Source organism: Streptomyces sp. NBC_01306 (assembly GCF_026340465.1).
GTDB lineage: Bacteria > Actinomycetota > Actinomycetes > Streptomycetales > Streptomycetaceae > Streptomyces.
The window spans coordinates 144,832-170,489 of record NZ_JAPEPC010000003.1 but is presented as its reverse complement, the minus strand read 5'-3'; the positions used below and the strand labels follow the sequence as shown (position 1 = coordinate 170,489).

Below are 25,658 nucleotides of genomic sequence, written 5' to 3'. Positions count from 1 at the left end.
GCGCCATGCGCCTGACCGGACTCGGGGTGTGGGGTGAACCCGAGGACCGCCAGGAGTGCGTCCGTGTCGTGTGCCGTGCCGTCGAGCTCGGGGTGCAGCTGATCGACACCGCGGACTCCTACGGCCCGTCCGTGAGTGAGGAGATCATCCGGGAGGCGATCCACCCCTGCCCCGACGACGTGCTGATCGCGACCAAGGCCGGGCTGACCCGCAACGGCCCGACGTGCTCCGGACCAACGCGGGGCTGGTGCGCCTCGGCCCGGCGGCGTGGCCCCCGGTCGGACGCCCGGAGTACCTGCGTCAGCAGGCACTGATGAGCCTTCGCCGGCTCGGCGTGGACCACATCGACCTCTTCCAGTTGCACCGCGTCGATCCGAAGGTCCCGCTGGAGGACCAGGTCGGCGAGCTGAAGAGGCTCCAGGACGAGGGCAAGATCCTCGCGATCGGCCTGTCCCAGGTCACCATCGACCAGGTCGAGCGTGCCCGCACGGTCGCCGCGATCGCCACCGTCCAGAACCGCTACAACCTCACCGACCGCCGCTCCGCCGACGTCCTGGAGTACTGCACCCGCCACGGCATCGGCTTCATTCCCTGGGCTCCGGTGGCCGCGGGAGAGTTGGCCCGCTCCGGGGGCCCGGTCGACCGGATCGCCGCCGCGCATGGCACCAGCCCGTCTCAGGTGGCGCTGGCCTGGCTGCTGGCCCGCTCCGAAGTCGTCCTGCCCATCCCCGGCACCTCCAGGGTCACGCACCTGGAAGACAACCTGAGCGCGGCCACGCTGGTGCTGAGCGACGCGGAGATCGACGAGCTGACCGCCGCAGCGTGACATCCGCCCCAGGAAGACAGGTCTTCCGCTCCTTGGCACCACGAGCCCGGGCGGTCTTCCCCCTCCCCCTTCCCCTCCGCCTGTTCCCAGTGTTCCCACCGAAGAAAGATGCTTGCCATGCTGCTGCCCTTTGATGAGGCGGGCCGAGGCCGCCCCGTAGTCCTGCTTCACGCCCGCCCCACCGATCGCACCATGTGGGGCGCCCACCTCCCCCTGCTGGCCGATGCGGGCGTGCGGCCCATCGCCCTGGACCTGCCCGGCCACGGCGACGCGACCGTGCCCGAAGCCCGTGAAGTGGCCCCCTGGACGGATGTGCTCGACACGCTCGACCACCTCGGGGCCGACCGCTTCGTCCTGGCCGGGAACTCCCTCGGCGCCCTGGTAGCGCTCCAGGCCGCCGTCACGGCACCCGAGCGGGTCGAGGGCCTGGTGCTCGTCGGGTACCGGCCCCACGACCAGCCGGCCTCTCCACGTCTGCAAGTCGCCTGGGACGCCGAAAGGACTGCGCTCGCCGCCGGCGACCTGGACGCAGCAGTGACAGCCGGCGTCGAGGCATGGACCTCGGCCGACGCGAGCGACGATGTACGCGCTCACGCTGCCCGTATGCTCCGCGGCCGGCTTGCTGAGCAGCTCGCCCACGGCGAGCCGCCGCTGGCTGCGGACCCGCTCGGCGAAGGAACGGCAGCGCTACGCACACTGACCGCTCCCGCCCTGGTCGGCGTCGGTGAACACGACATGCCCGATTTCTTCGAGGGCGGCGAGGGTCTGGCCCGCGCCCTCGACGCAGGCCCAGCCGTGGTCATCCCGGCCGCAGGGCACCTCGCACCGCTGGAACAGCCCTCGGTGTTCTGCACCCTGCTCCTGGACTTCATCCGCCGGCTCCCGGAGCAGTGACGCTGAACTCCGCACCCTATGAACCGAGTCCGGACTCCTCCGCTGGAGGAGCAGGCCGCCCGCCGGGACAGGATCCTCTCGGCCGTCCAGGCCAGCCATTCCGCCGACATTTCAGGTGGTGTTTCGATCCGGCTCGGGCACGGCCGACCGGACTCGGTCCTGTCCAGTCCCCCTTTTATGGCTCGCACGTGGTTGGAGTCGACCACGGCCCGGGGCCAGTCGAGACGAGCTGCCGCGTTCGGCTCGGCGCCAGCAGCACCACGGGCAACTGCTGCCAGACGTCGGCCACGTTCCAGTCCCGCAACCGCCGCCGGCACGTCATGCCCGAACCGAAGCCCAACTCCTGCGGCAGGAACTCCCACTGGGCGCCCGTGTGCGGCACGAACAAGATGCCGCACAGCACCTTCCGGTCAGGCAGCGGGCTCCGCCCCGGGTGCCGGGAACTCCGCTCCCTGCACGGCAGAAGCGGCTCGATCCGCTCCCACAAGTCGTCCGAGACGATCCACGGCGAAGCCCCCGTGCCCGGCCACCGCCGAACTCCTTACCCGGACACGGCCACCAAGGCCGAACACCCCATTGTGTTAGCCGTTGTGAGTCCCACCCGCATCGGGCGACATCGCCAAAGCGGCACTCACCCTCGCCCTCGTATGGGGATGAGTCGCTGAAAGAACGTCATTCAGCGTCTTCGCCGACGCTGACCGCGTGCAGCAGTCAGTAGCAACCACTGCAGCCATTGTCGTCGCCGATTCAGCAGACACCACCTGGGCATGGCAACGTAGTCGTCGAAGCCGACGTCCGACCACATTTGAGGAGGTGGTCGTCCCGGTCGGCGAACCAGCTGATCTCCGCGCCCTGCACAGGTCGGCATCCCCGATGCACCCCCAGCCGGCCTTCCTCGACCGAGTCCTGCGCCTGTCCGGTCTTGCACCCGTCCGAGTGGGACCGGCCCCGGTCAATTCTCCCGCCAGACGGTCCCACGTGCCTCGTACTCCAGCATGGTCTCCGCGCCCGTCGCCACATCCGGCCCGAGTTCGCGGTTGACCAGCCACAAGCCCAGGTCGAGACCCGAGGTAATACCCCCGGCCGTCACAAGATCCCCGTCGTCGACCACCCGGGCGTCTTTGACAAGACCGCCCTGTTCCCCCAGATAGTCTTTCGCACCGTGATGTGTGGTGCATGGGCGTCCCTTTGTCAGGCCGGCCGCAGACAGAATCACCGCTCCCGTACACAGCGAACTGATCGTCAGCCCTTCACGAGGAGCGGCGGCGAGGGCACGGGGGAGAGTGCCGCCGTCGATCTCGGCCCATACGCCCGGACCTTCACGGTGGGCGTAACCGCCGCCGGGCACGATGACCACGTCCGCTGCTTCCGGCGACCACCGATACTTCACCTCTATGCCCGTGCCGTATCCGCAACGGACCAGCCGAGGCCGCCCCGTCGTGACATATCGGACCTCGACACCGTTCGGGCTGTGCATGGCCGCTGCGGAGAAGACCTCGTACGGGCCGATGCAGTCCATCTCCTCAACACCGTCGAACATCACGATGTGGACACGCAGCGCACCTGTGCGCTGCGTCGAGGCCGCCGCTGAGCCAGCGCCCAGGGAGGTGGTGGCCAATGCCCCTGCCGACACGACGCCCGCGGCTGCTGACGTCTGACGGATAAATTCCCTACGGTGCATGGATGTGCCCTCCTGTGCCCGTGTGCCGGGCGTTGGTGTGACGGGCCCGGTTGGTGGGCCGACTCCTCTGTAGTGGTCGTTCCGGACGGTGGCGGAGTTCCCGTACGAGGGCGTGTTTCCGCAGAGTGACCGCACTTACAGCGGCTAACACAATGGGGCGCTCGGCCTTGGTGGCCGAGTCCGCATCAGGAGTTCGGCAGTGGCTGGGCATGGGGACTTCTTCGCCGTGGATCGTCTCGGATGACCTCTTGGAGCGGATCGAGCCGCTTCTGCCGTGCAGGGAGCGTAGGTCCCGGCACCCGGGGGGCGCCTGAATCGTCCAACTTCGCTCGTTAATGCCCCCTGCTTATGGCCATCCGAACCTTCCGTGGTCAAACTCCTTTCCTTTCGGCACCAGTTGGGGTGGCCTCTTGGCCTCGTACTGCGTCCCGCCCGGCAATGCGTCCGAGCGGGGCTGGACCTTCTCGGTGCGGGCCGGCACCGGAAGCAGTGGAGGGGTGAGCACCCACCCGTACATCCTGCGCAGCCCTCCCGCCTGCCGGCCCGCTGGCCCCGTTACGAGGCCGGGTGGTAGACGACGGTGGTGGAGGGACAGTCCTCAGCGGGTACGAGGAGGGCGTGTCCCCCGGCGGTGTCGGCGGCGAGGTCCCAACGCAGTGTCGTTGCGACCCAGATCGCGGTGTAGGTGCAGCGGTAGGAGTGGGCGGTGGGCAGCCACTCGGCCAGATCTGTATCGCTCTTGCTCCGGCTGGAGGCTGCGGAGGTATCACGCGCCTTCTGTACGGGTGGAGCAAGACATTCAGGTCCGGGTGACGCTGAGGTCCGTGCCGGCGGCGGCCTCGAAGCTGTCATCGATGGCGATGACCTCTCGTCCGGTCGCGTCCAGGAGGGAAGCGGCGATCGCCGCGCGCATCCCGCCGGCGCAGTGCACCCACACCGTGCCGTCCGGCACGTCGCCGACCCGGCCGTGCAGTTCGTGGAGCGGAATGTGCACGGAGCCCTCGATGAAGCCGTTCGCACGCTCGGAATCCCGGCGCACATCCAGTACCGCCGCGTCCTCACCGCGCCCGCGTGCAGCGGCGAGGTCGGCGAAGCGGGCGCGGGGGAAGGAGGCGAACTGTTCCCCCTCACGGACCCAGGTGATTGGATCTCCGGTGGTGGCGGCGGCCGGGCGGTCGATGCCGACCCGGGTCAGCTCCCGCTGCGCGTCTGCAATCTGCGCTGGGGTGTCGCCGAGCAGGGTGACTGGTTTGCCCCACGGGATCAGCCAGGCCAGATAGGTGGCCAGCTTGCCGGTGCCCTCGAAGTTGAACGAGCCGGCCACATGGCCGTCGGCGAAGGCGACCCGGCTCCGCAGGTCCACCACCCACTCGCCCGCCGCCAAGCGCTCGGCGATCTGTGCGGCGTCGGCGGGCTCGGGCGGGGTCAGGTCGACGGGAGCGGGACCAGCGGCGTTGGCCGGGCCCATGTGCGTGTAGTAGGCGGGTACGTCTTCCAGACCGGCCAGGACCCGCTTCACGAAGGTGTCCACATCCAGGGTGAAAGCGTCGTTGCCGGCGCGTTCCTGGCCGATCGTGGTCGCATCGCCCTCGGCCTGGGAGGAGGAGCAGAAGCTGCCGAAGCCGTGCGTGGGCAGCACGGGCACCTCGTCGTCGAGCGTTGCCGCCAACCTGTGGGCGGAGGCGTGCTGCGCGCGGGCCAGACGCTCGGTCAGCCGCGGGTCCACCAGGTCCGGACGGCCCACGGTGCCGATCAGCAGCGAGCCGCCGGTGAAGGCCGCCACCGCGCGTCCCTCCTCCAGTGCGTACGAGGTGTGGTGCGGGGTGTGGCCCGGGGTGGCTATCGCACGCAGCACCAGGTGTTCGTCCACCTCGAACGTGCCGCCATCCGCGACGGGAGTGCGTGGGAAGGAGACGTTGGCGTCGGCCGGGACGAGGTAGCGGGCGCCGGTGAGGCGTGCCAGTTCCAGACCGCCGGTGACGTAGTCGTTGTGAACGTGCGTCTCCGCCACGTAGGCGATGCGCACCCCTCTCCGGGCGGCGGCGGCGAGCACCTGGTCGACGTCCCGCGGCGGATCGACCACGACCGCTGCTCTCGGACCGCCGGCCAGGTAACTGCGGTTCCCCAGCCCCTCGAACTCCAGGGTGTCGATAAAAAACAACATGATTCCTTTCTTGGACGGCACACCCGGTCAATTCTCGTTACGGGAAATCGCCGCCATTTGGCGCGGACGAGCTCCGCCTGAAATGGTGGTAGGAAATTCCTTGAGGAGTGCGAGGTGGATGGCGTGCCCGGTCGGCCTCATGCCGACGGACGCATGCGACGGTTATCCGCCGCTTCTGCTTTCGTCAGTCCTCACGTACCGCAGCTTTGGCACGGTCGCCGTTGTTCACCGAGTCCCCACGGCCGGGAAGGGAGACCGGAAGCCCTGCCGCTTCCCACGCCTCAAGGCCGCCTGTCACGCTGTAGACGAAGGACCGGCCCACGCGGATCGCCTGCGCGCCGCCCTGCATGCTGCGTTGGCCCGTGCGGCAAACGAAGGCCAGCGGGCCGTCAGGCACATCTGACAGCGAGGCCGGCAATGTGCTGAGCGCGGCATGGACGGCGCCCGCCGGGTGACCCGCTGCCCATTCATCGTCTTCGCGAACATCGACCAGCGTGAGCTCCCCGTCCACGACGCGGCGCCGCGCCTCGACCGGAGACAGGCCAGCGGGGGTGTGGCCGTCGCCGCAGCCCGGGCTCTGCGCGGGCAGGACCGTCCGGATCGCCTCGTAGTTCGAGGCATGGGCGACGGCTATCTGCTGTCCCAGCATCGGGCAGACGTTCATCGCCTCTTCCCAGTGAGCGGTGGACTCCCATTCCGCCACGTTGACGAGAGAAAATTTACTCCCCGGAACGATCGTGCGGAACATGTACGTCCGAATGAAACCGGGTTGAGCTGCCATCACGTCCGCAGCGTCCTGCCAGGCGTCGAGATATGAGCTTTCCTTATCCTCATCGATCTCGATCGGAATGATCACAACATGGCGATTTTCCATCTGTAGCCTCTTCTATCCTGTAAGGAAATCACGATGCCTGACGTGCCGTTCGAGCCGGAGAGCTTCCCGGCGAACGAGAGAACACGGCCGATTCCGAGAGGCACCGGCTTGCCCTGTACGCCAGCGCTTTCTGGATGCAGTCTTCGCGCACTTGTCTATGAGCGGCAAATGATATTGCTGAACCGGCAATTCGATCGCTGCGGTTCGGCACGCCGTCGGTGCATCGGGTGGCCACCACTGTCACAACCGAGGCTGGCACCTCAGCGGCGAACGCAGACGTGTCCGTGATCAACACTGGCGGACGTGGAACTGTTCGCCGCCGGCGGAGAACAGGGCCAGGACTTCGGCTGCCCCCTCGCCTCAGCAACCCAAGCTGCCGGGGGACACGGGAATCCCCGCCAGTCAGCGGCTACATCGGGCTCGCGTCCAGGACCTCGCGCAGCGCTCGGCCACTCAGGATCCGGGCCGGGTTCTGACCAGGGGCGATCGGGAGCTGCTCGCCCAGGAGCCGTTGGAAGCGGGGGGCATGCACAAGCTCGAAGACGTACCTATCGTCAGCCGCGGGATCGGTCCAGCTCTTCTTGATCTCGTAGGCACCGACGCACCCGACTCCACCATCGCCGACTTCCTGCACGACGTCTTCGAGCCGACCGCCCGCGACATCGTCGGCCTGGAGAAGGCGCTGAAAGCCGTCGGCTTGCTGGAGGAAGCTGGCCAGGTTCCAACGAGCGTGTCTCGGCTCACCCGAGCCGTCGACACAGCATGCTCCACTCGCCAACTTCCGACCCCGCGGACTGTTCGGGGCCGTTTCTACAGCTCGAACTCCAGGTCCAGCACGTCGTTGATCTGGACTTCATGCAGGGAGCCAGCGCGGCGGCCGCCGTCCTGGAAGTACACCTCCCGGAGCGCGTCGGCGGCGAGCTCGCGCAGCCGGTCATCACCTTCGCCCTGCTCCTGAGCCTCGAAGAGACGAGCCGCATGCTGCGGCGGGAGGGCCACGGTGAGGTGCCGGACGCGGTCCTCGTCCGAGGAATGCTCCGGCGCCCCGGCGTAGCCGAGGCGGGCATGGACTTCGATGACGATGCCCCCGGTCGTCGCCGCCTTCTCCCTCGCCTTGGCCCGGATCTGCGGCTGCCACCGCTGCTTGACCTCTTTCTCCAGCCGGGCGGCGAGGTCCGGGCGGGGTTTTTTGATCTGGTCCTTCACGTACCGCTCGACGGTGCGCTGGGAGATCCGCAGCATCTGTGCGACCGCCTTGGTGCCCTTGAGCTGCTTGACCAGGTACCGCATCTGCGCGCCGGCTGCCTTCGGTGCGGGGCGGGTGAACGCCTTCTGCACCGCTTGGTTGAGGCCGTCCCCGAACTCCTTGGCCATCGCCTGCCTACTCCCCGTTGTCCTTGTCGGTGACGGTGCCGTCCTTGATGTAGCGGGCGAGGTTGAGTTCGGGAGCCTTGTACTGCTCCCGGACGCCCTCGCCCCACAGCGTGGTCTGCGTGCCCTCGTGCTTCACCAGGCCGGGATTCACTCCGAGCTTGAAGCCGCCCGGCAGGGGCTTGCCCTCCCGGTAGGGCAGGAAGTCCAGCGGGCTCTCGCCGTCGACCGCGTAGACGACACAGTCGGAGTTGACCGCGACGGGGTACTGACCGGTGAACGCCGCGTGCTTGACGATCTTGCGGTGCAGATTGACCCGCGTACGGGAGATGACCGCAGCCCGGATGTCCGGCCGCCACGTCGGACGGGACAGAGCCCTCCACGCCTGGCCGGGCCGCCAGCCCTCGCCCCTCGGCCGCTCACGCAGCTTCCCCAGCCCGCCCTTCACCGTCGCCTTCACCGCGGACACCACGATCGCCAGCTCCGGGTCGCGCCCGCGGTAGCCGTCCATCGCCGCCAGGAACTCGGCCGGCGACAGGTCCGCTGCCACACCGAGGTCGGCCATCGTGGCGAGGTAGGCGTCGCGCAGCCGCGTGTACCAGCCGTCCAGGTAGCGCCCGTTCTCGTACCGGACGTACGCCTCCACCGGGCGCACCTCGTAGCCCAGCTCCTGGGCATACGCCACGGTCGGCGTCGCGTACCAGGCGGGCCCCTCGGGGCGCTCGCCCTTCGGCGTGAACGGGCTGGGCAGCAGACTGCCGTCCAGCTCCACCCACTCCTTGCCGAGCTTCACCCTCGACAGGTCGACGTGCGAGAGGTCCACCAACCACGCGCCGGGCAGCTTCGGGTCGAAGGCCGGTGCCTTGACGTGCGTTGGGGCTCCGAGGCCGACGATGAGCCCGTTGGCGCCGGCGGCGAAGGCCATGTTGACGTCGAGCCCGACGAGGTTGCGGTGCATGCATTCGGCGTCGGTGAGCGGGCGCGCCCAGTCGTACGCCTCCTCGAAGAGTTTCTCTGCCGGGCCGCGGACGTGGAAGCGCGGCAAATCAGCCAGGAGCGGGTGCCCGTCCGGGGCTTCGCACGGCGCGCAGTCCACCGGCTCCTTTCCCAGCGAGCCCGGATTGTGCTCGGAGTGCCGCTTGCCGTCGACGTCCGGTTCGGAGGCGCGGGTCGGCGGATGCAGGGCGGTCATCAGCTCCAGGCCGGTGACGGCGGTCGAGCCGCGCGGCGTCATCACCCTCGACGCGTACGTCCCCAGCAGCCGGGCGAGCTCCGCCGGCGGCAGCTGGCCGGCGATGCCCCAGTGCCGGGTGTCCAGCGCGTTCCACGACGGGATACACAGCTGGACGCAGGCCCGCTCCGAGCCGGTAGCGGGGCGGTAGATCCGCGCCCACGGCCCGAACCCGCGCTTCGTCAGCTTCCACTCCGTGCGGGCCAACTGCTTGATGACCTTGTGGCCCTCGGGAATCCGCCCGGCGATCCGCTCCTCCTCCGTGAGGGCGACGGGGAGGCCGTAGCGCTCCAGCGCAGCTTCGGTGAGCACCAGCAGCGGGTCGGCGTCCTTGCCCGGCCCGACCAGCTTCGGCGCGCCCAACTTCGCCTCGCGCAGGGTCCAGTCGACCAGGGCCGGCATGGACTTGGCGGGCACGTCCAGGACCAGGCCGCCGACGCAGTACGCCAGCACCTGCCCGTCAGCGTCGATGTCGACGACCGCGAGCGGCCCGTTAGCGAAACGCGGGTCGACACCGGCTGGGACGGCGGCGGGCTTGGCCGTGGCCTTCTTCGCAGCCGGACGCCGCGACGCCGACGGCCCCCTGGTGACGGCAGTCGTACGGGAGGCGGGAGCGCGGACGGGACGCCGCTGGACGTCCGGCGCGTCGGCCAGAGCCGCAGTCTCCGGCACCGAACCCGACTCCGGGGACAGATCGGTGGCCCCGGCTTCGCGAGGCGCGGGCGCGGCGGGGCCGGTGAACGTCTCGGGCACCACGGTGTCCTGTCCGGGTGCGGCGGTGGCCGCCGGCGCGGGGTAGAGCTCCGCGAGCTGCCTGAGCAGCCGCGCGTACGCCTCACGCTCCGGACCCCGCGGCTCCGTCTTGTTTTTGCTGGACTCCCAGACGCTGACGGTCGCGCGGCGCACCTTCAGAGCACCCGCCACCTGCTCCAGCGTCAGACCGTGCGCCACACGCAACCGCTTGCGCTCCTCCGGCGGCGGGAGCGCAGACGCGGACGCGACCAACGCATCAACAGCGTCGAACAACTCAGACATGGAACACCTCCTGAGCCTCAATCTACCTGCGAACCGCGCAACCACCGCACATTCTCCGCCCATTTCACGTACGTAAGCATCGCGTAGAATCGAAGCTATGGACGTTATGTCGCCCGATCTTCTCCGTCTCCGCACACTGCGGACGTGGCACGCCATCTCTTGATCGTCGCGGGGAATCCCGGCCTTCTGGCCGGGCGGGAATGCGATCCCTGGACCGGAGGGGCGGAGCACCGGAACTCGCTGCGCCTCTGCTCTGACGGTCAGGCAGGATGCTTCTGGTTCTCGATGTAGTCCTCGACGATGCTCAGCGGTGCGCCGCCGCAGGACCCCGCGAAGTACGACGGGGACCAGAACACCGGCCCGGTGCCGATCCGGTTGATCCGGCCGGTGTACTCCGCCCGCAGGTGGCGGGAACTGACGCCCTTCAAGCTGTTGGCCAGCTTGGACAGGGCGACCTTCGGCGGGTAGTGCACGAGCGGATGGACGTGATCGCCTTCGCCGTTGAACCTGTGCAGTTCGGCTTCGAAGGACTCGCACACGTCCCGCATGACCGCCTCGCAACGCGTCAGAGCCCAGCGCCTCGGCGAGCGACCAGCAGAGTTACGCGACTCCAGCTCCCTCAGCATCGCCTCGGTCATCTCCCCCAGCAGGGCCCGTTGTTCACGGCTCTCGGAACAGTCCGCGATCCTTCGCTCACCCCCCGAGTGCCGCCGTCCATGCCTGCTCGGCTATTGCGGCCTCAGCGGCCACCTGTTCTTGATGAGTCGTCACAAACGTTCATGATCACGGTAGCCGCACTCATGCCCGCAGGCACCCCACCGTCCCGCTGACCAGCCACGACTCACAACGCAGCCACATATCTACAGCTGCCCTGTCAGTGCGACCACGTCAGCGTCGGTGAACTCTTCCGCAGCCCCCACCAACCCGTACATGGCGTTGGAGACGACGACCTCGATGCGAGCCAGGTCGGTGAACGCTGCCGACACGATGTCGCGAAGCTGGCCGATGTCGTTTTGCGTGACGGCCCGGGCCCACACCGCGCCGCCGTACTCGCGGTTCACGGCCGCCACGTCCCCGGATTGGTCGGTGATGGCCGCGACTCGGTCACCGCGAGCCAGTAGTTGCCTGATCAGGTCAGGCCCGAATGCCTGCGACGGGCCGGTGGGGAGCCGGGATGCCATGTCACCCTAGGATTCGTGGATCTCGTTGCTTTCCCGGCTCAGGCGAAGGCCGCGGCGTGCTCGGCGATGAAGGTGCGCAGGCTGCGCGGGGCGGTGCCGGTGAGGGTCGCCACCTCGCCGGTCAGCCAGGCTGCGTCGCCGTCGGCGATCAGCCCGAACGCTTGGGCGTTGGAGATCGCGACGGGTTCTGGGACGCTCGCCTTGATCATCACCGCCCGGTGTTCGTCCGGACGGATCTGGCGGTACTCGATCTCGTGTCCCAGTGTCGCGGAGAGTTCTTTGGCGATGTCGATGTAGGTGATCAGAGCAGAGCCGGTGAGGCCAGTAGGTGCGGCCCGCGTGCTCGCCCGGCGCGGTGGCGATGGCCGTCGCGGCGGCGGCGACGTCCCGGGCGTCGATCATCCCGACCTGTCCGTCGCCCGTCGACATCACGAAGCCCCGCGTCCGGCGGATCATCGGGGCCAGCGCGAGCAGATTCTGCAGGTACGCGTTCGAGCGCAGAAGCGTGTGCGCCACGCCGGTGGCCGCGAGGTGCGCCTCGATCCGCGCCTGTCCACGCCGCCGGTCGACCGGGGAATCGGCTGACGCCTTGCTGGTGATCTTGACAATGTGCGATACGCCCTGCCGGACCGCGCTGTCGATGACCGCGATCTCCTGAGCCGGCACGGCCGGGCTGACCAGCACGACGGTGTCGACGCCGTGCAGGGCCGCGTCCAGTGTGTCCGGGCGGTCGAAGTCGCCGGTGACGATCTCGATCTCGTCGGCGAGGTCGGTGCGGTTCGTCACACGGTCCGGGTCGCGGACCAATGCCCGGGCGGGCTGGTGCCTTGCGGACAGCAGCCGCACGGCTTCTGACCCGACCGTGCCGGTCGCGCCGGTAACCAGAATCATGTTGGTTCCCTCAAGTTTGGTCGATTGTGGAAGGACAGTGACGAACGGTCAGAGCGTGGCGACGCGGCCCGCGTCAACGGCGAGGACGGCTCCGGTGATCGGCCGGGCGTCCTCACCCGCGAGGTAGGCGATGACGCGGGCGACCTCGTCGGGTTCGTTCGCCCGGCCCAGCGGGCTGGCGGCCGCGAGGGTGTCGAGCAAGTCGCCCATGCTCTGGGTGATCTCGGTCCGGCTGGGTCCGAGCGCGACGGCGTTGACGCGCACGCCGGCCGGGCCGAATTCGGCCGCCCAGGAGCGGGTCAACGCCTCCAGGGCCGCCTTGCTCGCCCCGTAGGCGGCCATACCCGCGGCCCCACGGGCGGCGACCATGGTGGAGACGTTCACAATCGCCCCGCGACCACGTGCGGCCATCGGTGGGGCCATTGCCGCGGTGAGGAAGAACGGGGCCCGGACGTTCACCGCGTTCATCGCGTCGAAGGCCGCGTCGGTGGTCTCGGCGGTCGGGCCCAACTCCCAGTAGCCGGCGTTGTTGACCAGCACGTCCACCTCGCCGGCCTCGGCAGCCAGGCGTCGCACTTCCTCGGGTACGGCGAGATCGGCGCGAATGAAGCGCCCGCCGGTCTCGGCGGCGACCTCCTTGCCCCGGTCCTCGTCGCGGCCGGTGATGATCACCGTGGCACCGCGCCGGCTGAACAGTTGCGCGGTCGCCCGGCCGATGCCCGAGGTTCCACCCGTGATCAGCACCGTTGTCAACTCAGTACTCACTCGCCACCCCTTAGATTGGATCGACCTATCCAATCTAAGGGGGTTAAGATTGGATAGGCAAGTCCAGTCTTGAGGGGGTTCAATGCCGACACGCGCAGCGCCGCAGGAGGAGCCCAGCACACGGAAGGGGCGTGCGACGCGCGAGCGGATCGTCGCGGCCGCGGCCGACCTCATGTACCGCCGCGGCGTGGCGGGCACCAGCACCCCCGCTGTCCGCGATGCCGCCGGCGTCAGCTCGTCGCAGATCTATCACTACTTCGCCGACAAGGACGACCTCACCCGCGCGGTCATCACATTCCAGTCCGAGGCGATCCTGTCCCACCAAGCACCGCTGCTGGCCAGGCTCGACAGCATCGAGGCGCTGCGGTCATGGCGCGAGGTGGTGGTCGACGCCGCCCGCCGGCAGAACGGGGCCGGGGGCTGCCCGCTGGGCACCCTGTCCAGCGAGCTGTCCGACGACCATCCGTGGGCGCGCGACGCTCTGGCCGCCAGCTTCACCGAGTGGTCCGAAGCGATCCGCGCCGGCCTGGCCGCCATGGTCGACAACGGCTCCCTGCGGCCGGAGACCGACGCGACCACGCTGTCCCTCGCCTTGTTGGCGGCAGTACAGGGCGGGCTTGTCCTCGCGCAAGCACAGCACACCACCGAGGCCCTCGAAGCGGCCCTGGACGCCGTGATCACCCACATTCACGACCACGCCATACCGCCGGCCTGAACGTGCAGTTCGTTTCTGCCCGATTCGCGCAGAAACGACACCCTCCGCAGGCTGGGGCATGTCGGGTCCGGTCGCCGGTCGACGTGCTGTCGATCCGAAAGAGTGTGGGTTCTGGGTCCTTGGTGGTGTCTGCGCCACCAGGTGGGGGACGCGTGGCATCTGGCGCCTTCAGCACGGGAGGCTCTGGTCATGCCGTCAGCCGGGCAAGACGGTCGGTGCACACCAGGTGCTCGTCGTGGAACCGCTCCGTCGCGGGGCACGGACGAAACGCGGACGAGCACCAGTTTCTCCCCGAACGCCCTCGGTGAGTCAGCGGCCAGGGCAGCACGATGAACCGGGATCGCGGAGTGGTCCTCCCGAAGCCTTGGGTAAGGACCACTCCGCGACCACCAAAATGAGGAACGGCCCTGAAGCGGCGGAAACGTGGACGCGGCACCCCCTTCGGCGGAAGCGCCGCGGGGTGTCGGTCACCACTCGACCGCTTGGTTACGACACGGACGCGGCGTGCTCCGGGCGGCGGCCGGCCACGAGTACCGGGCCGCCGGGCGCCGTGGGGATCTGGCGCAGGTCCTGGAACCCCAGGTCGCTCAGCGCCTGTTTCATCCGGTGCGAGGTCAGCGCACTGCCGCCGTTGCGCGCCGCAGTCCAGTCGGCGACGGCTGCGAGCAGCGGCTCGGGCGGTGCCGGGTTGGTGCCGGCCACCAGCCATCCTCCGTCCGTGAGGGCAGCCGTCACGTGAGGGAGGCAGGCGTTCAGCGCGTCGTCGGACAGGAAAGGTGCGGGCAACCAGATCAGGTCGTAGACATCCCGTTCGCGCAGATCGACAGCGTCCTGATGCCGCACCTCGACTCGGTCGGCGGATGCGGGTCCAGCCTTGTCCAATTCCTGGCCGGCCAGCCGGATCGCTCGCTCCAGGCTGTCGATCCCGGTCACATGGACGTGGGGCAGGTCCTGGGCCAGCGCGAGGGCGAGCGCGCCGGTCCCGGTGCCGATGTCCAGAATGCGGCTGCCCGCGGTGGCGAGTCGGCCGGCGAGTCCCGGCAGGGAGGGCACGAGACGCGTGGCGAGCGCGTGCCCGGTGCCCGCGGAGGCGCGTCCCTGATCGAGCAGTACGTTGTCGCTCTGCCCGTCCCACCCCGTCACGGCCTCGCCGCCGGCGGCGGCGACCGCCTGCCGCATCGAACTGAGCCGGGCGGACGCCATGTTGGAGGAGGCGGGACCGAGCTGCAACACGGGGGCGGCTATCACCTTCTCCCCGTCCCGTCGCACGACGCCGACCGCTTCCAGCACCGCGGTACGCGCCGGGTCCGCCGCCAGGGCCTCCTCCAGTGAGCTCGTCCCGGCCTCCCGCAAGGTCGCGACCACTGCGGCCAGCGCCCACACCTGACCTTCCAGTAGGGCCACCGGATCGCTCTGCTCGATGGTGTCGCTCATGCCTCACTCCTTGTTTGAAAGACCTCGCTGGCAGCCACGCGCCCTACCGTCAGAATAACTGACGAATAAGTCAAACAAGCTGACTACATCACGGTGGAGTCAAAGCTTGTCGGCGCCCGCCGCCCTGGCGGCTCGGGGTGAACGGGAATCGGGGCGGGACGGCTCGGCGTGGCCGGGTCTACCGCGCGTAGGGGTCGGTGATCTCGCGGAGTTGATCCAGGATCTGGTGCAGCAACGTGAAGTTGCGCGTGCCCAGGTAGGCCTTCCACTCCGAGAGGATCTCGTCGAGTGTCGCTGAGGCCACCTCGACCGCCCTCCGGCCGCGTTCCTCGATCACGATCAACCGGGCGCGGCCGTCCGTAGGGTCGGGGACCCGGCGGACATAGCCCAGGCGTTCCAGTTGATCGACCAGCACCCCGGCACTCTGCTTGCTCATTTGCGCCTGGTCAGCGAGGTCCGTGAGGCGCGAACCGTCCGGGGCGACGCGTTGGAACACCCGGCACTGGGCGAGGGTCCAGTCGTCGAACCCGGCATCCTGCAGGGCCCGGAACATCCGGTCCTCGGTGTACCGGTACGGGATGAACAATGACGTCCCTAGATCAACCCGCTGCTCGTCGCCCATACCGCTCTCGGCTCCGTCGCCCACCTGATCCCGCGAGGTTCACACCCTACGTCAATGCCGCCGGGCCGGATCCGGATCGCCGTCGGCCCCGGCCGTGATGACGCGCGTGCGGCTCCAATCGCGCCGGGTTCCGCACAGTGCCGTCCGTCCCTCGGCGACCTCATGCCGGCCGCTGTTGCCGTCGGCGCTGCCGTATGAGTACAGTAGTCAATGTTCCTGACTAGTTGAGTGGCTGCTCGACGAAGGGACGGGCGGTGCGACCCAAGGACTGTGCACATCCGTCAGTTCACATCCGGAGAACCCGGAGAACACAGAGAGGGCGCAGGTAGCGCGATGACATCGACATCGAGCCTGGCAGGCAAGCGGGTCCTGGTCACCGGAGGCAGCAGCGGAATCGGCGCCGCGATCGTGCGGAAGCTCGCCGCCCAGGGGGCCACGGTCGCGGTCAACTACCGATCCGATCAGGAGGCGGCCGAGGCGCTCGTCGGCGAACTCCGCGACAGCGGGTGTGCCGCGTCGGCCTTCCCGGCCGATATCGGCGAGAGGACGCAGACCCACGAGCTCGTTGGCGCGGTGGTGTCCGAGTTCGGCGGCCTGGACCTGCTGGTCAGCAATGCCGGGATCGAGCACTTCGGAGCGCTGGAAACCATCACCCAGGCCGACTTCGACCGCCTCTTCCAGACCAACGTGGCCGGGCAGCTGTTCGTCACCCAGGCGGCAGTGGCCGCGATGACCGACGGCGGCCGGATCGTGCTCAGCTCCTCGGTCAGCGCGCGCCTGGCGGTCCGTCAGCACGCCCTGTACGCGGCAAGTAAGGCCGCCATTCCGGCCATGGTGCGCAATCTCGCTCCCGAGCTGGCCGAGCGGAACATCGCCATCAACGCGGTCGCCCCCGGCGCCACCGCCACTCGCATGGCCGGCTATGCCCCCCACTACGTCCACCCCGCACTGGCCGATGTGCCGTTTCCCGCGCTCATCCGCTCTATGAGCGCACTGGGCCGGTTGGCCCAGCCTGACGAAATCGCCGCCGTGGTCGCCTTTCTGCTCTCCCCGGACGCGTCCTTCATCACCGGCACCACCATCGAAGCCGACGGCGGCTGGAACTGACACACCGGCTCATCGCACTCGGCCATGACGCCAGGGTGATTCGCCCACGCCGTAATGCACTCACACCGAACACTTATCGAAGGGAAAAACCATGTCCACTGTCATCACCGGAGCCTCAGGTCATCTCGGCCGGCTCATCGTTGATCAACTACTCGCCGCCGGAACGCCGCCGGAGCAGATCGTGGCCACAGGGCGGGACACCGGCAAGCTCGCCGACCTCGCACGGAACGGGGTCACTGTGCGGCGCGCGGACTTCGCCGACCCGGGCAACCTCGACGACGCTTTCGCGGGTGCCGACACGATGCTGCTGGTTTCCACGACGACGGTGGGTGAGCGGTTCGACAACGCCCGCAACGCCATCGACGCAGCGCGCCGGGCGGGTGTCTCCCGCATCGTGTACACCAGCATCCTCAACGCCTCGACCGCGCAGATGATGCTCGCCGGCGCGCATCGCCGCACCGAGGAGTATCTGCGCGCGAGCGGGTCGCCGTTCGTCATCCTGCGTAACGGGTGGTACCTGGAGAACTACACCGACCAGCTCCCGATGATCAGCCAGTACCACGCACTGCTGGGCAGTGCGCACGACGGGCGTGTCAGTGCGGCCGGCCGACGTGACCTGGCGGCGGCCGCGGCCGCGGTGCTGACGCAGGACGGGCACCTCGGAGCGACCTACGAACTCGGCGGAGCGCCGTTCACGCTGGTCGAACTCGCCGCCACGTTCAGCGAGGTCCTGGGCACCCCCATCGACTACCGGGACATGCCGGTCGCCGACTACACCGCGACTTTGACGGGTGCCGGGCTGCCTCCGGAGATGGCCGCCGCGGTGGCTGATGCCGATGCCGGGCTGGCCCGCGGAGAGTTGTTCACCGACAGTGACGACCTGGTCAAGCTCATCGGCCGGCCGGCTATCACGGCGCGTGAAGCTGTCCGGAACGCGGCCGCCGAGGAGTCACGGTGAGTGCTTCCGCGCCCGGCGTCGACACGCACGAGATGGTGCTGATCCATCGCGTCCTCCGGCGCGAGTTCGGGCACCTTCCGCGGTTGTTTCGCGCCGCGGCCGGTGACCGTGCGCGGTCCAAGGTCATCGGTGCGCACGCCCGGGAGATGCTGACTTTCCTCCACACGCACCACACCGGCGAGGACGAGCTGCTCTTTCCGCTGCTGCGTGAGCGAGCCGCCCTCGATCCGGAGCTGATGGACCGGATGGACGCCCAGCACGCGCAGGTCGACGACGCCGTCACGGCCATCGACGCGGAGTTGCCGGCGTGGACGGTGAGCGCGGACGCTGCGGTGGGCGAGCGGATGGCCGCTCGCATCGACGCCATGATGCCGACACTGATCGAGCACCTGGCCGAGGAGGAGCGGGAAATACTGCCGATCGTCGCCGTCACAATGACGCAGAGCGAATGGGACGCACTCGGCAAGCACGGCATGAGCGCGATCTCCCTCACACGGCGGCTGGTCATCCTCGGCCACATCACCGAGGAAGCCGATGGCGCGGAACGGCGAAGGTTCATGAAGGTCCTGCCGGCTCCGGCCCGTGTGGCCTACAAGCTGATCGGCCACCGCCAGTTCACCCGCGAGACCAGCAAGATCCGCGGCTGACCCGCCCCACCACCCGGCACCACACCACACCGCACCACCGAGCCCCCGCACTGACCGTGGTGCCGATCGCCCGCAACACCACCAGCGCACCAGCAAACCAACGCGTCGACCCTACGGAACACCCTCAAGACCAAAACGCAAACGCTCACGGGCCCACCCAACCCTCAACGGCATCTCAACGAGGAGAGGCAATGACAGAGCAGGACCTTGCGGGGCGCACGGCCCTCGTGACCGGTTCGACCAGCGGGATCGGCGAGGCTACGGCCAAGCAACTCGCCAAGCACGGGGCACACGTGATCGTGGTCGGCCGTCGCCAGGAACTCGGAGACGGCGTCGTCGCCGCGATCCGCGCGGCCGGCGGCAAGGCCGATTACGTTCGCGCTGAACTCAGCGGCGCGGTGTCGGCCCGCGAGTTGGCCAAACGGGCACTGGAGACCTCCGGGGGCCAGATCGACATCCTGATCAATAACGCCGGGACGGCGGTGTTCGGCCCGACGGCGGAGACTCTGGAGGAGAACTGGGAGATGATGTTCAACACGAACCTCAAGGGACACTTCTTCCTCGTCGCAGAGCTCGCGCCGAGGATGGCCGCTCGCGGCAAGGGCGTGATCGTCAACACCTCGACGATGGTTGGCCAGTTCGCCGTTCCGGGCATGGCGGTCTACGGCGCGACCAAGGCCGCACTGAACCTGCTCACCAAGTCCTGGGCCGCGGAGTTCGGCCCGGCCGGTGTCCGTGTCAACGCGGTCAGCCCCGGAACCACCAGCACCCGGAAAGTCGTCGACGCCATGGGCGACGGCCTCGACGAGCTCGGAAAGCAGGCCCCGTTGGGCTACGTCGCCGACGCCAGCGAGATCGCCGACGCCATCGTGTACCTGACCACGGACAAGTCCAGCTACATCACCGGCACGATCCTCAACGTCGACGGCGGCCGCACCGCCATCTGACCACGGCACCTCCGCACAGCGGGCGCCGTCACGGGCCAGCCGGGTATCGCGAATCCCTCCCCCGCGTGCCCTGGACTGGTACACCCCCCCAGGGCCCCCGGGGGGGGATCCCGTCGCTCCTAGTTTGACCGGTTGATCACCGAAGCCCGGGAATGAGACGAGCACGGCTCTTGGGGATGATGGAGTTCTCTACGCTCCCAGATCAGCAAGGCTGCCGTGCTATTCGTTCCACCCTCGCTCATGTCCGTATCCCTGGGCACGTCTCCCTGCTCGTCCACCGATGCGGTCGGGAAGGTGTCGGCGGATGGACTGCTCCTGGCGCTGGCCAAGGTGCCCGACCCGCGTGATCCGCGGGACGTCCGATACCGGCTGGCCACGCTGCTTGCGATCGGGGTGTGCGCAAATGACGGCGGCTGGACACAACTCTCTGGGTCCGATCGCGGAATGGGCCCGTCAGTGTGATCAGGAGGCGCTGGCCCGTCTGGGCTGCCCCTTCGACCCGTTCGCCAGCCGGTACCGGGCTCCGGGCGAGTGGAGCTTGCGGGACGCCTTCGCCAAAGTGGATCCTGGCGCGCCGAGCGCCGCGGGTTTAGCCGAGCCATCCTTCACGTTCAGCTTCGGTGATCCGGACGATGAGGTTGTCGCGGATTTCCACCACGCGGTCTCGCTGTCCCGGGTCGGGACGGAGCAGGGAGCAGCGGACGCAGGCGTGTTCGTGAATACAGGCGGTGCCGTACGCCCGGGCGCAGGTGCCGACGGAGAGTTTGCGGCGTTCGAAGTGGCCCAGGAAGTCTTCCCATTCGGCGTCGGTGGGGGCGCGGTACTCCTCGGCCGGGCGCAGTGCTCGGCGGCGGGAGATGAAGGCGCGGTGGGCCTCGATGGTCTCGTTGGGGTAGACGGCTAATGGTGCAGTCGGGTATTGGAACTCTCGGAATACCCCGGTCACGATCTTCCTCTCTGGCTGACTTCTCTGCACTTCACCCGGAAGAGTTGTGCGAGCCGGTGTGAAGGCCGGTGCTGGGCGAAAAGAAGGTGCACTGGGCAAGGCGGTGTTGGCAGGATGCCCGGCGTGACTGAGCTGCCGAGCAACGCCGTCCCGCCCCCTGCCGTCCTCGATGCCTTCGGCGTGAAGGGCACTCCTGTCCCGCTGATTGGCGGGCAAGGGCGAAGCGTTCTCGTCGGTGGGTTTGTGTTCAAGCCTGCGGAGGGAGCTGAGGACGGGGCCGAGTGGGCTGCTTCCCTATTCGAGACGCTGGCACCGGGCAGTGGCTTCCGCGTCCCGTTGCCGCTCCGGGCCGTCGGCGGGCGGAGCATCGTGGACGGCTGGACGGCCAGCGAGTTCCTGACCGGTGAGTCTGGTCCGCAGGAGCACTGGACTGGTGTGCTTAGTGCTGGCCGTGCCTTCCATGCCGCCCTGCGACAGATGCCCCGGCCCGACTTCCTTGATCGGCATACCCACCCTTGGGCCGTGGCCGACCGGGTTGCGTGGAACGAACAGGACATCGACGTGATCCAGGACCTCGCCGCGCCGTTCTCGACTCTGCTGGAGTTGAGGCGCCCGGTGAAGCAGGACGCAGCTCAGCTCATCCACGGCGATCTCACCGGCAATGTGCTCTTCGCTGCGGACGAAGTGCCTGCTGTGATTGACTTTTCGCCGTATTGGCGGCCTCCGGTGTTCGCCGAGGCCATCGTGGTCGCAGATGGTCTGCTGTGGTTCGATCTTCCGTCCGACCTGCTGACGGGTGGCAGCGATCATCCTGACTGGCAGCAGATGCTGATTCGTGCACTGATCTTCAGGCTCGTCGCACACAGCGAGAGCGCAGGACCGTTGGGGCGGGCTCAGCCTGGTGAGCCAGAGCGGTATGTAAGGGCAACCGACGTTGTGGTAAGGACGTTGGCAGCGCTTCAGGGGTAGTCCTCTCGGGTGGTTTCCGGCTGAACGAGCTCGGAGTATCGGAACCCTCGGAACGCCTCGGTTATGGTCTTCCTCTCTGGCTAACATCGGCGGCGTAGGCGGCCCAGTCGCCGGCTGATGCCTTCTGCCATTGGACGGCGACTTGGATGTGGACGCCGAGCATCCGGGCGAGGATGGCGGCGGGCAGTTCGGAGGCGAGGGTGAACAGGGCTGTGGAGCGGTCCTGTTGGGGGCGAATGCCGATCTTGTGCAGTCGCAGACCGATCTGACTGTCGCTGAGTGGACGGCCTGGTTGTCCTCCGGGGAAGAGCCAAGGGGCGTCGTCCGGAGTGCCGATCTTGGCCTTGCCGCGTCGGGTCGCGATGAGCTCGCGGACCAGGGCGCCCAGCGGCATCGGAAGGATGACGGGCGAGGTTCCGAAGGTGATCGCGACGGTCTCGCCGGTGATGTCGACGTCCTCGACGGTGAGTTGGCTGATGGTGGAGATCTTCTGTGCGTAGAGGATTAGCAGCAGTCCGGCGACGCGGTCTGTGGTGGGCAGTGTGTCGTCGTTGAGGAGGCGGCGTGCGTCGGCCCAGCGTTTCTCGCTGTCGATGGTTCCCTGTGGGCCGGTCCAGCGGACGGCGCTGCAGGTGAGGCCGTGGGCATGGCGGTGCTGTACGGACCAGCGGACGAAGTGGCCGGTCTCGTCGCGGTAGCGGAAGGCGAGATCGGTCATCCAGCGTTCCAGGTCGGCTTGTGTGCAGGCGCCCAGGGTGAGACCTTCGCCGGCGAGCCAGGCGAGGAAGTTGTCGGCCGCGGTGACGTGGCAGCGCACGTTCATGTCCTGCAGTTGCGTGGTGTGCTGTTCATCGACTCGGCGGCGGAGTCGGCGCAGGTGGTGCCAGACCGCGTAGCCGTGCAGGCTACGGCGTTCGGCGAGGTCCGTGCGGGCCTGGACGGTGGTGGTGATTCATTTCTCCAGAGCGACGAGCCGTTCGTCGCGTGGCGGTAGGGCACCCGTCGCGACGAGGACGCTGCGAAGGTGGGCCAGCACTTTGCCCGGCGGAAGTTCGTCGAGGAGGTCGTGGGTGACGGGACGCTCATCGCGGCCTATGCGTTCCAGCAGGTCCCGGGCCTTTTCTCGGGAGATCCAGGCCAAGGCGACGTCAGGACGCTCGGCGCCCGTCAATGCCGCGTGGAAGGCCGCGAGTTCGGGCCCGATCGTCCCGGTGCCGTCACCGAGGAGGTCGCGGATCTTCTGGTCCAGGACGCATCGCTGGCAGGGCCGAGGGCTGAGTTGCCAGGTGGTCGCGCAGACGGGGCAGCGTCCCCAGAAACCGGGGTCGGGGTTGGTGCACTTCGCGCACAACGGTTTCTCCCAGGTGCCGCCGCGGGCCTGGGCGACGGTGCCGCAGCCGCTGCAGGTCACCCAACGTTGCTGGCAGCGTTCGCACCAGGGCTGCCCGGTGGCCCGGGAGAGCTCGCAAGGGGCGGTGCGGCCGCAGTGAGCGCACTCTCTGACCTCCTTCGGCCTGCAGTTGTTGCAGCGGATGCCGTCGGCGAGCCGGACGGCGACCGGCTGACGGCGCCCGCAGCCGACGCAGATTTCCAGGTTGACCGGGTCGCGGATCAGGCAGTTGGGACACAGCGGCTGACCGGCGGCATCGCGGGTGGCGGGTTCACGGACGGAGCCGCAGCGTGCGCAGGGGACGGCCGCGTGCCTGGCGAAGCAGGCCCGGCAGATCCGCTGGCCGTCCAAGAGCTTCGACAGCGCCTTCACCCCGTGGCAGCGCGGGCAGGCTGGCTTGACGACGGCGGTGGCGCCCGCGGCGACAAGTTCGGCGATGAACCGCAGCATCGCCGGAGTGGAAGCCTCGTGTCCGACGCTGGTCAGCAGCTCGGGGCGGTCGATCACGGCCCAGGCCAGTCGGCGCTGCCCGGCCGGTCGCTTCGTGGACCGCTCGAGAGCGGTCCTGACGGTGTGCGGGGCGAGTGCGGGGTCGAGCTCAGTGATCAGCTGGGTGAGTTCTGTGAGTGGATCGCCGTCGGAGTCGGGGCACTTGCCGCATCGAGGCTGACCGTAGCGGTCGCGGCTGACGACTCGCCGCTGCTGGTGGCAGCCCGCGCAGACGGCGGGTGTGTCGAAGCAGGGTGAGCATCCCCAGCGTCCGCCCGAGCGGCTGCCGACGTAGGGGCGCGGGCGTCCGCACTCGCCGCAGCGAGGCAGGGCGGTGTCCTGGGCGCCGGCCTCGTGCAGGGCCATCAGCAGCTTGGCGACGCGGAACGGCGCGGGCGGCTTACCGGTCCGCAGCAGCGAGGGATTGCCGTGCAGGTCCTGGGCGAGGTTGCGGCGGCCGGCCCGTGTGCGTACGAGCCTGCAAACGACGCCGCGGATGCGGTCGGCGTTCAGGTGTGTCTCGACGTTGCTGACCAATCGCACGATCAGGCCCACCGGATCGGCGAGAGCTTCCTCGGCGATCGCAGGTGCGGTCACCGCTCAACTCCGGTGATCCGGGCCCGCCTTGGCCTCAGATCGCCGACGCCTTCGGAGGCGGCTGTCCCGCCTGCGGCGGCCTTCTTGGGCTTCTTCGCCGTCCCGGCCGTGGCGATCGGCTCGATGAGGTCGTCCATTGCGCAGTCCAGGATGTCCAGCAGGGCCATGAGGATCTTCAGGCTGAGTCGCTCCGGTCGCTCGACGACGAGGCGGTAGACCTGGCTCGTGGACAGCGTGATGCCGCGTTCCTTCAGCGGCGGGAGGAGGTCGGTGGTGGAGAACATCCCGCGATCCGCCATCACCTTGCGCAGGTGCCAGTGGTAGTCGAGCTTGGCGGCCATCATCGGGTCCTTCCTCGTCAGACGCCAGCGAACGCCGGGGCCAGGGCCTTGCTCAGGGCAGTGTTCATGAAGTCGTTGCTGACGTGCGTGTAGATGGCGGTGGAGCTGTCGCAGTCGTGGCCGACTTGCTGCTGGATGAACCGGCGGTCGATCCCGTCCTCGGTCAGATGCGTGACGTACGAATGCCTGATTGAGTGAGGGACTAGGTCTTTTGAGAGTTTTAGGGCATCTCTGTATGCCTCGAACCGATCGTTGATGGAGCCGGGCTGCAGGCGTCCGCCGCGTTCCGTGATCCATAGGGCCGGATGGTCGGAGAATCCGAAGCGCGGCCGCACGTTCTCGACGTAGTCGGCGACCGCCTCAACAGCCCAGTCCATCACCGACAGCACGTTCCTCCGTCGCGGCGGTTGGCCCTTCTTCGCCTTGCCGTAGCGGACGTTGAGTGTGCCGTACCGGCCGAACTGAGGAGCCTTCGGATTGCGTCCGAAGTCAACGACGTCCAACTTGGACGTCTCGGTCCGTCGCAGCCCCCACCCGTAGACGACCTTGAAGAGGGTGGCGTCGCGGTAGGCAGCGAGGGCTCCCTTGCGCTTGGACTTCACAGCGCGTGCGACCTGGTCGTCGGCGTAGTCGAGGAACCGCTGCAGTTCTTCGCGGGTGGACGGCCTCGCTTCCGGATCCCCCTCGTAGTCCTGCAGGTGAGGGAGGGTGTTCCACTCATGGGCGATCGCCACGGGGTGGGTGCCGAAGGCTTCCTCGCAGGCCGTTCCCCACCCGTAGCGGGCGTCGATGAGGAACTCGGTGAACAGTCGGACGTCGCCCTGGTAGCTGCGGATCGTCGACGGGGCCAGGTGCTTCTCGCCTGTCAACGAGGCCGACCACTCGTCCAGGTGGGCCGGCGTCCACTGCCACGGGTACTCGTTCGCGAACTCGAGGAACCGGCGGATCAGCCGCATCCGCGGGTCGATCGTCTCGTCCTTCAATCCTCGCGACTTCTGCTGAGCCCTCCAGCCTCGCAGCATCGCGTCGAACATCGTGTCCTCCGGACGCAGTTGGACCACGCCGGACACGAGCTCCATCTGAGCCGCCCCGGCCAGCGCCACCTTCTGCTGATGCACCACTCCAGACCATCCCTTCTGGAGGGCAGATCATGCATCAGGCGGGATCTCCCTGGCAACATGCCTGCTCAGGCTGTTAGTTCATAGTAGCGATGGAGTTCACCAGCCCGTCGCCCTGAGCTCGCGACCTGCGGACTCTCGCCCGTCTGACGCAATTCCCGAGGGTTGTGGTAGCCCATGGTGATGTTGATGTTGGCATGTCCGGCGATGGCCTGGGCGATGTGGGGTGGCAGGCCGGATCGGATGGCGTCGGTGATGAACATCCTGCTTGCGTCCGCAGAAGCCGTGTGCGGTGAAGTTCGTGTGGCGATTGAGCTGGCCGTCTGCGGACGCGGCATTCGAGACGCCAGCCAGCGGCTGTGTTGTATTGCACCGACATTACTGTGAGGCAGATCGCTCGCAGGGCGAGGTGGTCCCTCCCTGTCGGTGTACGAGCTGATGTACACCGACAGGTACAAGCTGACG

The 25,658-nt window shown here is 68.3% G+C and carries 26 protein-coding genes and 2 pseudogenes; 10 read left to right on the top strand and 18 right to left on the bottom strand.

Annotated elements, in window-relative coordinates:
• Positions 1-5: 5 nt before the first annotated feature.
• The 3 genes from OG385_RS37440 (at position 6) to OG385_RS36410 (ending at position 1,720) form a co-directional block, all read left to right on the top strand.
• The gene (locus tag OG385_RS37440) at positions 6-314 is read left to right on the top strand and encodes an aldo/keto reductase (protein WP_323183977.1); all 309 of its coding nucleotides are present in this window, start codon (positions 6-8) and stop codon (positions 312-314) included.
• Complete coding sequence (locus tag OG385_RS37435; RefSeq protein ID WP_323183976.1) at positions 314-826, top strand: aldo/keto reductase; 513 nt, start codon at positions 314-316, stop codon at positions 824-826. The genes OG385_RS37440 and OG385_RS37435 overlap by 1 nt, the downstream gene beginning before the upstream one ends.
• A gap of 117 nt (positions 827-943) precedes the next feature.
• Positions 944-1,720, top strand: coding sequence for an alpha/beta fold hydrolase (locus tag OG385_RS36410; protein WP_266862356.1), 777 nt, complete (start codon positions 944-946; stop codon positions 1,718-1,720).
• A 112-nt stretch (positions 1,721-1,832) separates the two neighbouring features.
• On the opposite strand, the pseudogene OG385_RS36405 reads toward OG385_RS36410, so the two are convergent.
• From OG385_RS36405 to OG385_RS36355, 11 genes and pseudogenes are all read right to left on the bottom strand, one after another.
• A pseudogene (locus OG385_RS36405) lies at positions 1,833-2,222 on the bottom strand (transposase); the annotation flags it as partial.
• A 450-nt stretch (positions 2,223-2,672) separates the two neighbouring features.
• Positions 2,673-3,401, bottom strand: coding sequence for a DJ-1/PfpI family protein (locus OG385_RS36400; protein WP_266862355.1), 729 nt, complete (start codon positions 3,399-3,401; stop codon positions 2,673-2,675).
• Between the two features lie 799 nt (positions 3,402-4,200).
• Complete coding sequence (locus OG385_RS36395; protein ID WP_266862500.1) at positions 4,201-5,562, bottom strand: MBL fold metallo-hydrolase; 1,362 nt, start codon at positions 5,560-5,562, stop codon at positions 4,201-4,203.
• A 187-nt stretch (positions 5,563-5,749) separates the two neighbouring features.
• Positions 5,750-6,439, bottom strand: a complete 690-nt coding sequence (locus OG385_RS36390) for a rhodanese-like domain-containing protein (protein ID WP_266862354.1) — start codon at positions 6,437-6,439, stop codon at positions 5,750-5,752.
• A 409-nt stretch (positions 6,440-6,848) separates the two neighbouring features.
• Positions 6,849-7,217, bottom strand: a complete 369-nt coding sequence (locus tag OG385_RS36385; protein WP_266862352.1) for a hypothetical protein — start codon at positions 7,215-7,217, stop codon at positions 6,849-6,851.
• Positions 7,218-7,249: 32 nt separating this feature from the next.
• Positions 7,250-7,813, bottom strand: a complete 564-nt coding sequence (locus OG385_RS36380; protein ID WP_266862351.1) for an XRE family transcriptional regulator — start codon at positions 7,811-7,813, stop codon at positions 7,250-7,252.
• A gap of 7 nt (positions 7,814-7,820) precedes the next feature.
• A complete protein-coding gene (locus tag OG385_RS36375) occupies positions 7,821-10,076 on the bottom strand; it encodes a helix-turn-helix transcriptional regulator (protein ID WP_266862349.1) in 2,256 nt (751 codons plus the stop codon).
• Between the two features lie 260 nt (positions 10,077-10,336).
• A pseudogene (gene tnpA / locus OG385_RS36370) lies at positions 10,337-10,645 on the bottom strand (IS200/IS605 family transposase); the annotation flags it as partial.
• Positions 10,646-10,936: 291 nt separating this feature from the next.
• The gene (locus OG385_RS36365) at positions 10,937-11,257 is read right to left on the bottom strand and encodes an SDR family NAD(P)-dependent oxidoreductase (RefSeq protein ID WP_266862347.1); all 321 of its coding nucleotides are present in this window, start codon (positions 11,255-11,257) and stop codon (positions 10,937-10,939) included.
• 6 nt (positions 11,258-11,263) lie between these two features.
• Entirely contained in the window at positions 11,264-12,148 is an 885-nt protein-coding gene (locus OG385_RS36360; RefSeq protein WP_266862345.1) for an NmrA family NAD(P)-binding protein, read from the bottom strand.
• A 48-nt stretch (positions 12,149-12,196) separates the two neighbouring features.
• Positions 12,197-12,913, bottom strand: coding sequence for an SDR family NAD(P)-dependent oxidoreductase (locus tag OG385_RS36355; protein ID WP_266862344.1), 717 nt, complete (start codon positions 12,911-12,913; stop codon positions 12,197-12,199).
• 82 nt (positions 12,914-12,995) lie between these two features.
• Here OG385_RS36355 and OG385_RS36350 point away from each other — a divergent pair, with 82 nt between their 5' ends.
• Entirely contained in the window at positions 12,996-13,628 is a 633-nt protein-coding gene (locus tag OG385_RS36350) for a TetR/AcrR family transcriptional regulator (protein ID WP_266862343.1), read from the top strand.
• Between the two features lie 486 nt (positions 13,629-14,114).
• Here the strand turns inward: OG385_RS36350 and OG385_RS36345 are convergent, their stop codons facing one another.
• The gene (locus OG385_RS36345; RefSeq protein ID WP_266862341.1) at positions 14,115-15,062 is read right to left on the bottom strand and encodes a class I SAM-dependent methyltransferase; all 948 of its coding nucleotides are present in this window, start codon (positions 15,060-15,062) and stop codon (positions 14,115-14,117) included.
• 178 nt (positions 15,063-15,240) lie between these two features.
• Entirely contained in the window at positions 15,241-15,684 is a 444-nt protein-coding gene (locus tag OG385_RS36340; protein ID WP_266862339.1) for a MarR family winged helix-turn-helix transcriptional regulator, read from the bottom strand.
• Between the two features lie 333 nt (positions 15,685-16,017).
• Here OG385_RS36340 and OG385_RS36335 point away from each other — a divergent pair, with 333 nt between their 5' ends.
• The 4 genes from OG385_RS36335 (at position 16,018) to OG385_RS36320 (ending at position 19,343) form a co-directional block, all read left to right on the top strand.
• Positions 16,018-16,791 carry an SDR family NAD(P)-dependent oxidoreductase gene (locus OG385_RS36335; RefSeq protein WP_266862337.1) on the top strand — a complete coding sequence of 258 codons (774 nt, stop codon included), beginning with the start codon at positions 16,018-16,020 and terminating at the stop codon, positions 16,789-16,791.
• A gap of 91 nt (positions 16,792-16,882) precedes the next feature.
• Complete coding sequence (locus OG385_RS36330; RefSeq protein WP_266862336.1) at positions 16,883-17,749, top strand: SDR family oxidoreductase; 867 nt, start codon at positions 16,883-16,885, stop codon at positions 17,747-17,749.
• Positions 17,746-18,396, top strand: coding sequence for a hemerythrin domain-containing protein (locus tag OG385_RS36325; protein ID WP_266862335.1), 651 nt, complete (start codon positions 17,746-17,748; stop codon positions 18,394-18,396). Before OG385_RS36330 ends, OG385_RS36325 begins: the two co-directional genes overlap by 4 nt.
• A 191-nt stretch (positions 18,397-18,587) precedes the next feature.
• A complete protein-coding gene (locus OG385_RS36320; protein WP_266862333.1) occupies positions 18,588-19,343 on the top strand; it encodes an SDR family NAD(P)-dependent oxidoreductase in 756 nt (251 codons plus the stop codon).
• Positions 19,344-19,932: 589 nt separating this feature from the next.
• Here OG385_RS36320 and OG385_RS36315 read toward each other — a convergent pair.
• Positions 19,933-20,289 (bottom strand): hypothetical protein, encoded by a 357-nt coding sequence (locus tag OG385_RS36315; RefSeq protein ID WP_266862331.1) that lies wholly within the window; start codon positions 20,287-20,289, stop codon positions 19,933-19,935.
• 123 nt (positions 20,290-20,412) lie between these two features.
• Between OG385_RS36315 and OG385_RS36310 the strand changes: the two genes are divergently transcribed.
• Positions 20,413-21,258 carry an aminoglycoside phosphotransferase gene (locus tag OG385_RS36310; protein WP_266862329.1) on the top strand — a complete coding sequence of 282 codons (846 nt, stop codon included), beginning with the start codon at positions 20,413-20,415 and terminating at the stop codon, positions 21,256-21,258.
• Between the two features lie 61 nt (positions 21,259-21,319).
• On the opposite strand, the gene OG385_RS36305 is transcribed toward OG385_RS36310, so the two are convergent.
• From OG385_RS36305 to OG385_RS36290, 4 genes are all read right to left on the bottom strand, one after another.
• Positions 21,320-22,081, bottom strand: coding sequence for a hypothetical protein (locus OG385_RS36305; RefSeq protein ID WP_266862328.1), 762 nt, complete (start codon positions 22,079-22,081; stop codon positions 21,320-21,322).
• Between the two features lie 129 nt (positions 22,082-22,210).
• Positions 22,211-23,734, bottom strand: a complete 1,524-nt coding sequence (locus tag OG385_RS36300; protein WP_266862327.1) for a hypothetical protein — start codon at positions 23,732-23,734, stop codon at positions 22,211-22,213.
• Positions 23,731-24,075 (bottom strand): helix-turn-helix transcriptional regulator, encoded by a 345-nt coding sequence (locus tag OG385_RS36295; RefSeq protein WP_266862498.1) that lies wholly within the window; start codon positions 24,073-24,075, stop codon positions 23,731-23,733. Before OG385_RS36295 ends, OG385_RS36300 begins: the two co-directional genes overlap by 4 nt.
• Before the next feature lie 17 nt (positions 24,076-24,092).
• A complete protein-coding gene (locus OG385_RS36290) occupies positions 24,093-25,196 on the bottom strand; it encodes a tyrosine-type recombinase/integrase (protein ID WP_266862326.1) in 1,104 nt (367 codons plus the stop codon).
• A gap of 174 nt (positions 25,197-25,370) precedes the next feature.
• Here OG385_RS36290 and OG385_RS36285 point away from each other — a divergent pair, with 174 nt between their 5' ends.
• On the top strand, positions 25,371-25,580 hold the full coding sequence (locus OG385_RS36285; RefSeq protein ID WP_266862325.1) for a hypothetical protein: 210 nt from the start codon (positions 25,371-25,373) through the stop codon (positions 25,578-25,580).
• The last annotated feature ends 78 nt before the right edge of the window (positions 25,581-25,658 follow it).